This window comes from Geopseudomonas sagittaria, from assembly GCF_900115715.1.
GTDB lineage: Bacteria > Pseudomonadota > Gammaproteobacteria > Pseudomonadales > Pseudomonadaceae > Geopseudomonas > Geopseudomonas sagittaria.
This window is the reverse complement of sequence record NZ_FOXM01000001.1, coordinates 393240-406984: the sequence shown is the minus strand read 5'-3', so window position 1 is coordinate 406984 and position 13745 is coordinate 393240. Positions and strand designations below refer to the sequence as shown.

General features: G+C 67.7%; 10 protein-coding genes. 4 read left to right on the top strand and 6 right to left on the bottom strand.

Translation table 11 applies throughout. The annotated features are described in order from the left end of the window. Positions 1-184: 184 nt before the first annotated feature. From BM297_RS02040 to BM297_RS02020, 5 genes are all read right to left on the bottom strand, one after another. Positions 185-1039 (bottom strand): response regulator transcription factor, encoded by an 855-nt coding sequence (locus BM297_RS02040; RefSeq protein ID WP_092427776.1) that lies wholly within the window; start codon positions 1037-1039, stop codon positions 185-187. A 190-nt stretch (positions 1040-1229) separates the two neighbouring features. Then, on the bottom strand, positions 1230-2567 hold the full coding sequence (gene gdhA / locus BM297_RS02035) for an NADP-specific glutamate dehydrogenase (RefSeq protein ID WP_092427774.1): 1338 nt from the start codon (positions 2565-2567) through the stop codon (positions 1230-1232). Positions 2568-2898: 331 nt separating this feature from the next. After that, entirely contained in the window at positions 2899-4242 is a 1344-nt protein-coding gene (locus BM297_RS02030) for a sigma-54-dependent transcriptional regulator (protein ID WP_092427772.1), read from the bottom strand. Between the two features lie 2 nt (positions 4243-4244). Further along, entirely contained in the window at positions 4245-5837 is a 1593-nt protein-coding gene (locus tag BM297_RS02025; RefSeq protein ID WP_245768183.1) for a sensor histidine kinase, read from the bottom strand. Further along, positions 5824-6054, bottom strand: a complete 231-nt coding sequence (locus BM297_RS02020) for a PP0621 family protein (protein ID WP_092427770.1) — start codon at positions 6052-6054, stop codon at positions 5824-5826. The genes BM297_RS02025 and BM297_RS02020 overlap by 14 nt, the downstream gene beginning before the upstream one ends. Positions 6055-6239: 185 nt before the next feature. Between BM297_RS02020 and BM297_RS02015 the strand changes: the two genes are divergently transcribed. After that, positions 6240-7874, top strand: a complete 1635-nt coding sequence (locus tag BM297_RS02015) for an NAD+ synthase (protein ID WP_092427768.1) — start codon at positions 6240-6242, stop codon at positions 7872-7874. A 180-nt stretch (positions 7875-8054) separates the two neighbouring features. Here BM297_RS02015 and BM297_RS02010 read toward each other — a convergent pair whose 3' ends face one another. Next, positions 8055-9068 (bottom strand): outer membrane protein assembly factor BamD, encoded by a 1014-nt coding sequence (locus tag BM297_RS02010; protein WP_092427766.1) that lies wholly within the window; start codon positions 9066-9068, stop codon positions 8055-8057. Positions 9069-9214: 146 nt separating this feature from the next. Here BM297_RS02010 and rluD point away from each other — a divergent pair, with 146 nt between their 5' ends. The 3 genes from rluD (at position 9215) to clpB (ending at position 13698) form a co-directional block, all read left to right on the top strand. Next, entirely contained in the window at positions 9215-10177 is a 963-nt protein-coding gene (rluD, locus tag BM297_RS02005; RefSeq protein ID WP_092427913.1) for a 23S rRNA pseudouridine(1911/1915/1917) synthase RluD, read from the top strand. After that, positions 10174-10923, top strand: coding sequence for a peptidoglycan editing factor PgeF (pgeF, locus tag BM297_RS02000; protein ID WP_092427764.1), 750 nt, complete (start codon positions 10174-10176; stop codon positions 10921-10923). Before rluD ends, pgeF begins: the two co-directional genes overlap by 4 nt. A 210-nt stretch (positions 10924-11133) precedes the next feature. After that, positions 11134-13698, top strand: a complete 2565-nt coding sequence (clpB, locus tag BM297_RS01995) for an ATP-dependent chaperone ClpB (protein WP_092427762.1) — start codon at positions 11134-11136, stop codon at positions 13696-13698. Positions 13699-13745: the final 47 nt, after the last annotated feature.

Sequence of the window (13745 nt, the reverse complement as noted above, 5' to 3'; positions counted from 1 at the left end):
TCGAGCACGTAGGGTGGGTTAGGCCTCAGGCCGTAACCCACCAACCGGCCGCGAGGTCGGCAATGGACACTGCTGTCGGCATCGTCGGTGGGGGCGTTGGTGGGTTACGCCGCTGCGCGGCTAACCCACCCTACGGGTGCTACCTCCGAGGGTCGGCGTTCTGCTACTACTACTACTACTACTACTACTGCAGCAGATCCGCTGACCCGCCATCCAGTCGCTCGACTTGCGCTGTTGTCGTTTCCGCTGGCTGAGCCTGCCGGAGGGCACTCGGGCTGTGGCCGAAGTGCTGGCGGAAGGCGCGGGCGAAGTAGGATGGATCCTTGAAACCAACCATGTAGGCCACGCTGGAGACAGGGATCTCGCTGTTGAGCAGCAGCTCTTCGGCGGCCTGCATGCGCTTGCGCATCACGTATTCCTGAAAGCCGATGCCGCAGTTCTGCTTGAACAGGCGGCTGAAGCGCACCACGGTCATGGCGCAGAGGTCGGCCATTTCCTTCTCTTCGATCCGCTCCCGGAAGTGATTGTCGATATGCGCCAGGGCGGCGTAGAGCGGCTGGTGGCTATGCTGTGAGCGGTTCAGGCGCACGCAGTCGGGCAGTTGCTCGGTACGTACCGGGCGCAGGCGCTGGCTACCTGGCGGGCGCCGGCGCAGGTCGAGGAGGTCGCGCAGGGATTTGAGGTAGCGCTGGCGCTCGGCGCTGGACAAGGGCAACGTCAGATACTCCCAGACGCCCGAGCGGAACGCCCAGACGGCCAGTTCCTCGGAGTGCTGCACGGTGAGCATGGTGATCGGGATGGAGGGCGCGCGGCGCTTGATCTCCAGCAGCAGGTTCAGACCGCTGCTGTCGGGACGGTCGAATTGCACGCAGATCATGTCCGGCGGGTTCTTCTCGTCCGCTGCGGGCAGGCTGCCGAGCCCATAGCCAAGGGTGACCTGACACGGCGGAGCCAATTGCTCGATGCACTGCTCGGCGCTCTGCGCGCTGCTCAGGTCGAACCACAACAGACGGGGCTTGCTCGCGGCCTTGGCACTCATTCCACTGATTACTCGACTGATTTGCTTCTGCTATCAATTCAAGATCATCCGCAGTGGCTGAAATAGATCCAATCAATCTAATAGAGTGTGTAAGTTTTTTGTTTTGGAATAAAAAAGCGCGGACAAAGAAAAGCCGGCACAGCGGCCGGCTTGTTCTGTACTGCTCAGACGGTGTCGCCAGGCGGGGGCCTTAGACCACGCCTTGGGCCAGCATGGCGTCGGCAACCTTGACGAAGCCGGCGATGTTGGCGCCCTTGACGTAGTTGATGCGGCCATTCTCCTCGCCGTAGCTGACGCAGGCGTGGTGGATGTTCTGCATGATGCTGTGCAGCTTGGCATCCACTTCGCCGTCGGTCCACAGCAGACGCATGGCGTTCTGGCTCATTTCCAGACCCGACACGGCCACGCCGCCGGCGTTGGAGGCCTTGCCCGGGGCGTAGAGGATACCGGCCTCGACGAACAGGTCCACGGCTGCCAGGGTCGACGGCATGTTGGCGCCTTCGGCCACGCAGATGCAGCCGTTCTTCATCAGGGTGCGTGCGTCTTCGGCGTCCAGTTCGTTCTGGGTGGCGCACGGCAGGGCGATGTCGCACACCAGGCCCCACGGGCGCTGGCCTTCCAGGTACTGCAGGCCGAAGTGGGCAGCCATCTCTTCGATGCGGCCGCGACGGACGTTCTTCAGGTCCATCAGGTACTCGAACTGCTCCTGGTTCAGGCCGGCCTCGATCAGCACGGTACCGGCGGAGTCGGACAGGGAGATGACCTTGCCGCCCAGTTCCATGACCTTGAGTGCGGCGTACTGGGCCACGTTGCCCGAGCCGGAGATCGCCACGCGCTTGCCATCGAAGCTTTCGTGACGGGTCTTGAGCATTTCCTGGGCGAAGTACACGCAACCGTAGCCGGTGGCTTCCGGACGGATCAGGCTGCCGCCGTAGCTCATGCCCTTGCCGGTCAGCACCGAGCTGAACTCGTTGGCCAGGCGCTTGTACTGGCCGTACATGAAGCCGATTTCGCGGGCGCCGACGCCGATGTCACCGGCCGGTACGTCGAGGTCGGCACCGATGTGGCGGTACAGCTCGCTCATGAACGACTGGCAGAAGCGCATCACTTCGTTGTCGCTCTTGCCCTTCGGGTCGAAGTCGGAGCCGCCCTTGCCGCCGCCCATGGGCAGGGAGGTCAGCGAGTTCTTGAACACCTGCTCGAAGGCGAGGAACTTCAGCACGCCGAGGTTGACCGACGGGTGGAAGCGCAGGCCGCCCTTGTACGGGCCGATGGCGCTGCTCATCTGTACGCGGTAGCCACGGTTGACGCGGACCACGCCCTGATCGTCGACCCACGGTACGCGGAACAGGATGGCGCGTTCCGGCTCGACCATGCGCTCGAGGATGTTGGCCTTCAGGTAGCGCGGCTCGCTTTGCAGGAACGGCCACAGGCTGCGTACCACTTCTTCGACCGCCTGGTGGAATTCCGGCTGGTTGGGGTCGCGCTGCTTGAGCTGGGACAGGAAGGCGTCAAGGGACTGGGACATGGGGATGCCTCGGAGGTTTTCTACGAATGAGGTCTGCCGTATGCGGCGGGCGGGGAAATTTAACAGTCAAGAGTGCTTTACGGTAGTGCAAAGTGACGCTTGGATGAATCTTTTTGGTGCTTTTCTGTAAATTAGCGCTGTCTTGAGCGGGTGCTGGCGGGTTTTTATTCCAATCGCGCGCACCATTTTGGCTTTGCTGGTGGGTTAAAAAGGTGCGTTGTGTGGTTGCGGCTGGCTGCTGGACGCGCACGCAGGTGCAGGCGGCCTGAGTGCAGGCCGCCATATCGGCAGGGGCGGGGAGCGGTGGGGCGGCCTGCTCTGAGGCCAGGCATCAATCGATGCCGAGCTTCTTCAGCCGGTAGCGCATCGAGCGGAACGACAGGCCGAGGCGCTGGGCGGCGGCGGTGCGGTTCCAGCGGGTTTCCTCGAGGGCCTGCATGATCGCCTGGCGCTCGATGTTCTCGAGGAAGTCCTCGAGGTCGTCAATCTGGGTCAGGTTGCCGCCAGCGCTTTCGCCGCTGCCGGGGGCGGGAGCGTCGCCCAGGCGCAGGTCGCTGGCCTGGATGACGTCGTCCTCGCACAGGGTGTAGGCGCGCTCGAGCATGTTTTCCAGTTCGCGCACGTTGCCGGGGAAGCGGTAGTTCTTCAGTTTTTCCAGCGCCTCGTCACTGAGCTGCGCCGCGTCCAGGCCGCACTCGGCAGCCAGGCGCTGCAGGCTGCGTTCGGCGAGCAGGGCGATGTCCTCGCGGCGCTCGCGCAGCGGCGGTACGCCCAGCTCGATGACGTTGAGGCGGTAGTAGAGGTCCTGGCGGAAGCGGCCGGCGGCGACCTCGCCGGCGAGGTCCTTGTGGGTGGCGCTGAGGATGCGCACGTCGACCGCCACTTCCTGCTGGCCGCCGACCGCGCGCACGGCCTTCTCCTGGATGGCGCGCAGCAGTTTGACCTGCATCGCCAGGGGTAGGTCGGCCACCTCGTCGAGGAACAGGGTGCCGCCGTCGGCGGCCTTGAACAGGCCGGGTTTGTCTTCCACCGCGCCGGTGAAGCTGCCCTTCTTGTGTCCGAAGAACTCGCTTTCCATCAGCTCGGAGGGGATGGCGCCGCAGTTGACCGGCACGAACGGCTGTTCGCTGCGCGGGCCGAGCTCGTGGATCAGCCGCGCCACCAGCTCCTTGCCGCTGCCAGACTCGCCGCTGATGTACACCGGCGCCTGGCTGCGCGACAGCTTGGCGATCTGCTTGCGCAGCAGGCGCATCGGCGGCGAGTCGCCGAGCAGGCGGCTGTCGACGCTGCCGTCGCCGGGCTGGGCGGGGCTGCGCAGGCGCAGGGCGGTGGCCACCAGTTCACGCAGGCGGGCGAGGTCGACCGGCTTGGTGAGGAAGTCGAAGGCGCCGGCCTTGAGGGCGTTGATCGCGGTGTCCAGGCTGCCGTAGGCGGTGATCATCGCCACCGGGGTTTGCGGATAGCGCTGCTGGATCAGCTGGACCAGTTCCTGGCCGGTGCCATCGGGCAGGCGCATGTCGGTCAGGCACAGGTCGAACGGCTCGCGGGCCAGCCACTCGCGGGCTTCCTTGACGTTGCGCGCGCAGCGGGTGTCCAGCTTCATGCGGCCGAGGGTGATTTCCAGCAGTTCGCGGATGTCGGGTTCGTCGTCGACGATCAGGGCTCGTTGCGCCATGCTCAGCTCGCGGTTTTCGGGTGGGCGAAGGTGATGCGGAAACAGGCGCCGCCTTCACGGGGAACGTGGTCGAGGCGGGCGCGGTTGCTTTCGCACAGCTCGCGGGAGATGTACAGGCCAAGGCCCGTGCCCTTGTTTTCGGTGGTGAAGAACGGCTCGAACAGGTTGCCCAGCTGGTCGGCGGGAATGCCGTCGCCGTCGTCGCTGATCTCCAGCACCGGCAGCTGCGTGGCGCTGTCGCGAAACAGGTGCAGCCAGACCTGGCCCTTGCCGTGCTTGCGAGCGCTGTGGCGCAGGCCGTTCTGTACCAGGTTGGTGAGGATCTGGGTCAGCTGCTGCGGGTCCATGCGGGTCTGGATCGAGCCGGACACGCATTGCAGGTTGACCGCGGAGTCGCCGCGCTGGGTTTCGCGCAGTTCGCCGGCGAAGCGGTGCAGCCAGTAGCGCAGGTCGAGCAGCTGCGGTTCGGCCTGGCGGCGGCGCGACAGTTGCAGGACGTTCTCCACCACCAGGTTCATCCGCCGCGAGTGGTCGAGGATGATCTGGGTCAGGCGGCGGTCCGGCGCGCTGAGGTCCTCGGCTTCCTGCAGCAGTTGGGCGGCGTGACTGATGGCGCCGAGCGGGTTGCGGATTTCGTGGGCGATGCCGGCGGTCAGGCGGCCGAGCGAGGCCAGCTTGAGCTGCTGCGCCTGCTGGGCGATCTGCGAGACGTCCTCGAGGAACACCAGGATGTCGCGCTCGCCCTTGCGGCGCAGCGGCACGAAGCTGGGCTGCAGCACCGGGCCTTCGGCGAAGGCCTGCAGGCTCTGCGGGCGCAGGGCCGGATTTTCCTGCCATTGCTGCAGGCGCTCGAGCAGGGCGGGGCAGTGTGCGTCGAGGCGCTGGGTGGCCAGCTGGCTCTGGCCGAGCAGGGTCTGGCTGCTGGGGTTGGCCAGCAGCACCCGCAGCTGCGGGTCGAGGACCAGGATGCCGGTGCGCATGCGCTGCAGGATCAGCGCGTTGAGGGCCTGCAGGTCGGCGACGTCGGCGGCATGCCTGCGGGCCAGGGTTTCGCTCTGCTGCAGGCGCCGGCCGAGGGCCTGGATGATCAGCGCGGCGGCAAAGCACAGGGTGCCGAGGGCGCCGGCCTGCACGTACTGGGCGGTGGCCGCCGAGCGGCTGAGGCTGAGATAGAAGGTCAGGTAGATCAGGCCGCTGCTGGCCAGTGCGGCGATCAGCAGGCCGAGGCGCCCGCGCAGGATGCTGTTGGCGATCGCCACCGAGATCACCAGCAGCGGCGCCAGGCCGCTGGGGATGCCGCCGGCGGCGTAGAACAGAGCGCTGAGCAGGCTGACGTCGAACAGCGCCAGGCCGAACAGTTGCAGGGGGCGATTGGTCTGCTGCAGCAGCACGCCGAGCACCACGTTGGTCGCCAGGTAGGCCCAGCTGCCGATACGGAACAGCTGGGGATCGGCCATGTCCAGCAGTTCGCGGTGCATGTTGCTGGTGACCAGCAGCACCAGGGCCAGGCCGACACTGAGACGATAGAGGTGGTACAGGCGCAGGATGCGCTGCCCCTGCTCGGTGCTCGGCGACCAGAAGTCAGCGCGGTCCAGGGGGGTTGTCCTGTTCGAGGTGGGCACGGCTGCAATACCAGCGGTTGTCGTGGGCGAGGGCTTCGGCTTGCGGCACGTGTACCCCGCAGTGGGCGCAGCGCACCATCGGCTGGGCCTTGGGCGCGGCGGGCGGGCGGGCCTTCTTCGCGCGGGTGAAGCTGCGCCACAGCCACCAGGCCAGGGCGAACAGGGCAAGCAGGATCAGTAGGCGAGCCATAATGCTCTCGTGGGCAAGCGGAATCGGGCGCCAGTGTAGCGTCGCCGGCGGCGCGAGCCCAGCGCCGCCGGCCGCGACTGTGCGTTGTGTCGGCTGCGGCCGTTGCGGGACAATGCAGCCCTTGCCGCAGGCGCGGCGGGACTCTTGCAGTCCGCGGCGTCTGCCCCCTTCATTTGGAGAGCAGCATGAGTCAAGTCCTGCGGGTCGCGATGGCCCAGCTCAACCTGCGCGTCGGCGACATTCACGGCAACGTCGAGCGCATCATCGAGGCGGCCGGGCGCGCCCGCGAACAGTGGCAGGCCGATGTGATCGTGTTTCCCGAGCTGTCGCTGTGCGGCTATCCGCCGGAAGACCTGCTGCTCAGAGGCAGCATGCAGCTGCGCATCGAAGCCGCGCTGGAGCGTCTGGCCCGCGAGGTGCGCGGCATCCGCGTGCTGCTCGGCTTCCCCTGGGTGGAGGGCGCGCGGCGCTACAACGCCTGCGCGCTGCTCGATGATGGCCAGCTGGTGGCCCGCTACTACAAGCAGAAGCTGCCCAACTACCAGGTGTTCGACGAGAAGCGCTATTTCGACGCCGGCGACCAGCCGTGCGTGGTGGAGATCGCCGGCGTGCCGGTGGCGCTGACCATCTGCGAGGACATCTGGCATGCCGAGCCGATGGCCGCGGCGCGTGACGCCGGCGCGCGGCTGATGCTCAACCTCAATGCCTCGCCGTTCCACCTCGGCAAGCAGGTGGTGCGCGAGGCGACCCTGGCGACGCGGGCGCGCGAGGGCGGCATGCCGATCGTCTACGTCAACCAAGTCGGTGGCCAGGACGAGCTGGTGTTCGATGGCGGCTCCTGCGTGGTGGCAGCCAGCGGCCATGTGCTGCAGCGCGCCCCGGCCTACGAGGAAGGCCTGTTCCTCGCCGAACTGCAGATCGACGAGGAACTGGTGCAGCCGCAGCCCGGCGCCTGCGTGGCGCTGGCCGGCGAGGAGGCCAGCGTGTACGGCGCGCTGGTGCTCGGCGTGCGTGACTACGTGCAGAAGAACGGCTTCAAGGGCGTGGTGCTCGGCCTGTCCGGCGGCGTCGACTCGGCGCTGACCCTGGCGGTGGCGGTGGACGCCCTCGGCGCCGATAAGGTGGAGGCGGTGATGATGCCCTACCGCTACACCGCGCAGATCAGCCTCGAGGATGCCGAGGCCGAGGCGCGCACCCTGGGGGTGGCCTACAGCGTGCTGCCGATTGCGCCGATGGTCGAGGCGTTCATGGGCACCCTGGCGCCGGTGTTCGCCGGTCTGGCGCGCGACACCACCGAGGAGAATCTGCAGGCGCGCTGCCGCGGCACCCTGCTGATGGCGATCTCCAACAAGAAGGGCTACCTGGTGTTGACCACCGGCAACAAGAGCGAGGTGGCGGTCGGCTATTGCACGCTGTACGGCGACATGGCCGGTGGCTTCGACGTGCTCAAGGACGTGCCCAAGACCCTGGTGTTCCGCCTCTGCGAGTATCGCAACCGCCTGAACGGCGAGGTGATTCCGCAGCGGGTCATCGACCGGCCGCCGTCGGCCGAGCTGGCGCCCGACCAGAAGGACGAGGACTCGCTGGCGCCCTATCCGGTACTCGACGAGATCCTGCGCCTGTACGTCGAGGAGGACCAGTCGGCCGATGCCATCATCGCCCGCGGCTTCGCCGCCGATACCGTGCGCCGGATCCTGCGTCTGGTCGATCTCAACGAGTACAAGCGCCGCCAGGCGGCCATCGGCCCGCGCATCACCCAGCGCGGCTTCGGCCGCGACCGCCGTTACCCGATCACCTCGGGCTGGCGGCTGGGCGAGTAGGTCGGGTTAGCCGCGAGGCGGAGTAACCCGACAAGGATGCCGACAGGAGTCCCGCCTTGCCGGCCTGGCGGCCGGGTGTCGGGTTATGGCCTGCGGCCTGACCCGACGCGCTCGGCGGGGCGGCGCGTAAAAGCAAAAAGGGAGGCCAGTGGCCTCCCTTTTGTATTCCGGCGTTGCGGCTCAGTCGAACAGGCCGAAGCTCAGGCGGCTCCACCAGGAGCGCTTGCGCGGCGCATCGTCGTCTTCGGCGACCGGGGCGTGGTCGCTGGCGTTCTCCGGCTGCAGCTCCTCGGGAATGGCTTCCAGGGCTTCCTCGTACTGACGCTGCACGTCCTGGCTGGCGCGGGTCTGTCCCGGCGGCAGCGGCGCTTCGCTCTCGATCAGGCCGAGGGTGGCCTTGCTCAGCCAGGAGCGGGTGTCGGCTTCCTTCTCGCTGGGCACGAACGCGCCGCTCTCCAGGGTTGGGTGCTCCGGGTAGTTGAGTTCGAGGGTGGCCAGGCTGGTGGCGGCGAGATCGTCGAGGCCGAGGCGCTGGTAGGCTTCGGTCATCACCGCCAGGCCGTCGCCGACCGCCGGGGTCTCCTGGAAGTTCTCCACCACGTAGCGGCCGCGGTTGGCGGCGGCGACATAGGCCTGGCGCTTGAGGTAGTAGTGCGCCACGTGCATTTCATAGGCGGCCAGCAGGTTGCGCAGGTAGATCATGCGCGCCTTGGCATCCGGGGCGTAGCGGCTGTTCGGGTAGCGGGCGACCAGCTGGGCGAACTCGTTGAACGAGTCGCGCGCGGCGCCGGGGTCGCGCTTGGTCATGTCCAGCGGCAGGAAGCGCGCCAGCAGGCCGCGGTCCTGGTCGAAGGAGGACAGGCCCTTGAGGTACCAGGCGTAGTCGACGTTGGGATGCTGCGGGTGCAGGCGGATGAAGCGCTCGGCGGCAGCCTTGGCGGCTTCCGGTTCCTGGTTCTTGTAGTGCGCGTAGATCAGCTCGAGCTGGGCCTGCTCGGCGTAGCGGCCGAACGGGTAGCGCGACTCCAGGGCCTTGAAGGTGTCCGTGGCACTGGTATAGCTGTCGTTGTCCAGGTGCTCCTGCGCCTGCTGGTACAGTTCGGCCTCGTTGAGGTTTTCGTCGATCACCTGCTTCGATGAGCAGGCGGCGGTGAGGGCGAGGGTGGCGATCAGCAGCAGGTGTTTCACTTGCATGGCGCTTGGGTTCCCTGGGGCCGGGTGCGTGACGGGGGCCGGCCTGATATGATTGGCACCCCAGAATCCTCTGGGGGAAATTCGTCGTATTTAACCACAAGCCTGTGGCTGAAACCAAAGCCGCACGGCCCTCCCCGATGTCCGCCATGTCCGAAATCATTCAATTGCGTGCCGAGGTGCCGTCCGAGCTGGGCGGGCAACGTCTTGACCAGATCGCCGCCCAGGTCTTTCCCGATCATTCGCGCTCGCGCCTGGCCGGCTGGATCAAGGATGGCCGGCTGACCGTGGACGGCGCCGTGCTGCGCCCGCGCGACGTCGTCCACGGCGGTGCTGTGCTGCAGCTGGAGGCCGAGCGCGACGCGCAGGTCGAGTACCGGGCGCAGGATATCGCCCTGAACATCGTCTACGAGGACGACCACCTGCTGGTACTGGACAAGCCCGCCGGGCTGGTGGTGCATCCGGCCGCCGGGCACGCCGACGGCACCCTGCTCAACGCCCTGCTGCATCACTGGCCCGAGCTGGCCAGCGTGCCGCGCGGCGGCATCGTCCACCGTCTGGACAAGGACACCACCGGCCTGATGGTGGTGGCCAAGACCCTCGAGGCGCACACCAAGCTGGTCACCCAGCTGCAGGCGCGCAGCGTCAGCCGCGTCTACGAGGCCATCGTGCAAGGCGTGGTCACTGCCGGCGGCAAGGTCGATGCGCCCATCGGTCGCCACTCGCAGCAGCGCCAGAAGATGGCGGTGACCAGTACCGGCAAGCCGGCGGTCAGCCACTACCGCGTGCTCGAGCGCTTCCGCGCGCATACCCATGTGCGGGTCAAGCTGGAGACCGGGCGCACCCACCAGATTCGCGTGCACATGGCCCACGTCAATTTCCCGCTGGTCGGTGACCCGATCTACGGCGGGCGCTTCCGCATTCCGCCAGCCACCAACCCGGTGCTGGTCCAGGCCCTGCGCGAGTATCCGCGCCAGGCGCTGCATGCGCGCTTCCTCGAGTTGGATCACCCGGTGAGCGGCGAGCGCATGGGCTGGGAGTCGCCGCTGCCGGACGACCTGGTCGAGCTGCTCAATCTGCTGCGCGGCGACCGCGAGGCGTTTATCGGATGAGTCTCGCCTGGTCGGATCTGCTGGTGCCCGACTGGCCGGCGCCGGCCAAGGTGCGCGCCTGCGTGACCAGCCGCGCCGGCGGCGTCAGCCAGGCGCCGTTCGACAGCTGCAATCTTGGCGATCACGTCGGTGACGATCCCGCCGCCGTCGCCGAAAATCGCCGGCGCCTGCAGGCGCTGCTCGGCTGCCGGCCGGCCTGGCTCAGTCAGGTGCACGGCGTGGCGGTGGTCGAGGCCGACCCGGCGCGGGTCGCCGAGGCCGACGCCAGCTGGAGCGCCACCCCGGGCGTCGCCTGCACCATCATGACCGCCGACTGCCTGCCGGTGCTGTTCTGCGACCGCGCCGGCAGCCGCGTGGCGGCGGCGCATGCCGGCTGGCGCGGCCTGGCCGCCGGGGTGCTGGAGGCCAGCGTTGCCGCGCTGGGCTGTCCGCAGTCCGAGGTGCTGGTCTGGCTGGGTCCGGCCATTGGCCCGCGGGCCTTCGAGGTCGGCGCCGAGGTGCGCGAGGCCTTCGTCGCGCAGCATGCCGAGGCGGCCGAGGCCTTCGTGCCCAGCGTCAATCCCGAGCGCTTCATGGCCGACCTCTACCGGCTGGCGCGCATCCGCCTGGCGGCCATCGGCGTCACCGCGGTGTACGGCGGCGGGCTGTGCACCTTCAGCGATGCCGAACGCTTCTACTCCTACCGCCGCGAACCGCGTACCGGGCGCCTGGCCAGCCTGATCTGGCTGGAGCCATCCTCGCACTGAGGGCGCTTTGTGGTGTGCCGATCGTTCCCACGCTCCTGCGTGGGAACGCATCCGCGGACGCCCTGCGTCCCGCTTGACTCCGGTCAAGTTCCCGCCCCTTGAATCGCCGCCAATCGTCCTCATCTATCCTGCAACCGAATCCCCTGGCGGACTCGCTGTGCTGTCGGGTGCCTGTTGCCCGGTCCGCCGTTGCTTACGAAGGACGAAACCATGCGTATCGACCGTTTGACCAGCAAGCTGCAACTGGCGCTTTCCGACGCCCAGTCCCTGGCCGTGGGCCGCGATCACTCCGCCATCGAACCGCTGCACCTGCTGCTGGCCCTGCTCGAGCAGCAGGGCGGCTCGATCAAGCCGCTGCTGCTGCAGGTCGGCTTCGACATTGCCGCCCTGCGCCAGGCGCTGAGCAAGGCGCTCGACGACCTGCCGAAGATCCAGAATCCCACCGGCGACGTGAACATGTCGCAGGACCTGGCGCGCCTGCTCAACCAGGCCGACCGCCTGGCCCAGCAGAAGGGTGACCAGTACATCTCCAGCGAGCTGGTGCTGCTCGCCGCGCTGGACAGCGGCACCCGCCTGGGCAAGCTGCTGCTCGCCCAGGGGGTGAGCAAGCAGGCGCTGGAGAACGCCATCAGCAACCTGCGCGGCGGCGAGGCGGTCAACGACCCCAACGCCGAGGAGTCGCGCCAGGCGCTCGACAAGTACACCGTCGACATGACCAAGCGTGCCGAGGAGGGCAAGCTCGATCCGGTGATCGGTCGCGACGACGAGATCCGCCGCACCATCCAGGTCCTGCAGCGCCGTACCAAGAACAACCCGGTGCTGATCGGCGAGCCGGGCGTGGGCAAGACCGCCATCGTCGAAGGCCTGGCCCAGCGCATCGTCAACGGCGAGGTGCCGGACGGCCTCAAGGACAAGCGCCTGCTCTCCCTGGACATGGGCGCGCTGATCGCCGGCGCCAAGTTCCGCGGCGAGTTCGAGGAGCGCCTCAAGGCGGTGCTCAACGAGCTGGGCAAGCAGGAAGGCCGGGTTATCCTGTTCATCGACGAGCTGCACACCATGGTCGGCGCCGGCAAGGCCGAGGGTTCGATGGACGCCGGCAATATGCTCAAGCCGGCGCTGGCGCGCGGCGAGCTGCACTGCGTCGGCGCCACCACCCTCGACGAGTACCGCCAGTACGTGGAGAAGGATGCCGCGCTGGAGCGCCGTTTCCAGAAGGTGCTGGTCGACGAGCCGAGCGAGGAGGACACCATCGCCATCCTGCGCGGCCTCAAGGAGCGCTACGAGGTGCACCACGGGGTGACCATCACCGACGGCGCGATCATCGCCGCCGCCAAGCTCTCCCATCGCTACATCACCGACCGCCAGCTGCCGGACAAGGCCATCGACCTGATCGACGAGGCCGGCAGCCGCATCCGCATGGAGATCGACTCCAAGCCCGAGGAGCTGGACCGCCTGGATCGCCGGCTGATCCAGCTGAAGATCGAGCGCGAGGCGCTGAAGAAGGAGACCGACGAGGCGACCAAAAAGCGCCTGGCCAAGCTGGAGGAGGACATCGCCAAGCTCGAGCGCGAGTACGCCGACCTCGAGGAGATCTGGAAGTCGGAGAAGGCCGAGGTGCAGGGCTCGGCGCAGCTCCAGCAGCAGCTGGAGCAGGCCAAGGCCGATCTGGAGGCGGCGCGCCGGCGTGCCGATCTGCAGCGCATGGCCGAGCTGCAGTACGGCACCATCCCCGAGCTGGAGCGCAAGCTGGCCACGGTGGATGAGCGCGAGCCGCGCGAGAAGCAGCTGCTGCGCAATCGCGTCACCGACGAGGAGATCGCCGAGGTGGTGTCCAAGTGGACCGGCATCCCGGTGGCCAAGATGATGGAGGGCGAGCGCGACAAGCTGCTGCGCATGGAGGCCGAACTGCACAAGCGGGTGATCGGCCAGCACGAGGCGGTGGTGGCGGTGTCCAACGCGGTGCGCCGCTCGCGCGCTGGCCTCGCCGACCCGAACCGGCCGAGCGGCTCGTTCCTGTTCCTCGGCCCGACCGGGGTGGGCAAGACCGAGCTGTGCAAGGCGCTGGCCGAGTTCCTCTTCGATACCGAGGAGGCCATGGTGCGCATCGACATGTCCGAGTTCATGGAGAAGCACTCGGTATCCCGCCTGATCGGTGCGCCGCCCGGCTACGTCGGCTACGAGGAGGGCGGCTACCTGACCGAGGCGGTGCGCCGCAAGCCGTACTCGGTGATCCTCATGGACGAGGTGGAGAAGGCCCACCCGGACGTGTTCAACGTGCTGCTGCAGGTGCTCGAGGATGGCCGTCTGACCGACAGTCAGGGCCGTACCGTGGACTTCAAGAATACCGTGGTGGTGATGACCTCCAACCTCGGCTCGATGCAGATCCAGGAGCTGGTCGGCGACCCGGAGGCGCAGCGTGCGGCGGTGATGGATGCAGTGAGTCACCACTTCCGGCCGGAGTTCATCAACCGCATCGACGAGGTGGTGGTGTTCGATCCGCTGGGCAAGGAGCAGATCGGCGGCATCGCCGAGATCCAGCTCGGTCGCCTGCGCCAGCGGCTGGCCGAGCGCGAGCTGGCGCTGGAGCTGACGCCCGAGGCGCTGGAGAAGCTGGTCGCCGTCGGCTACGACCCGGTGTACGGCGCGCGGCCGCTCAAGCGCGCGATCCAGCGCTGGATCGAGAACCCGCTGGCGCAACAGATCCTCGCCGGCGAGTTCGCCCCCGGGGCGACCATCCATGCCCGGGTCGAGGGCGAGCAGATCGTCTTCGCCTGAAGGGGGGGCGAGGTGGCCGGGGAAGCCCCGGCCACCCGGATGAGCAA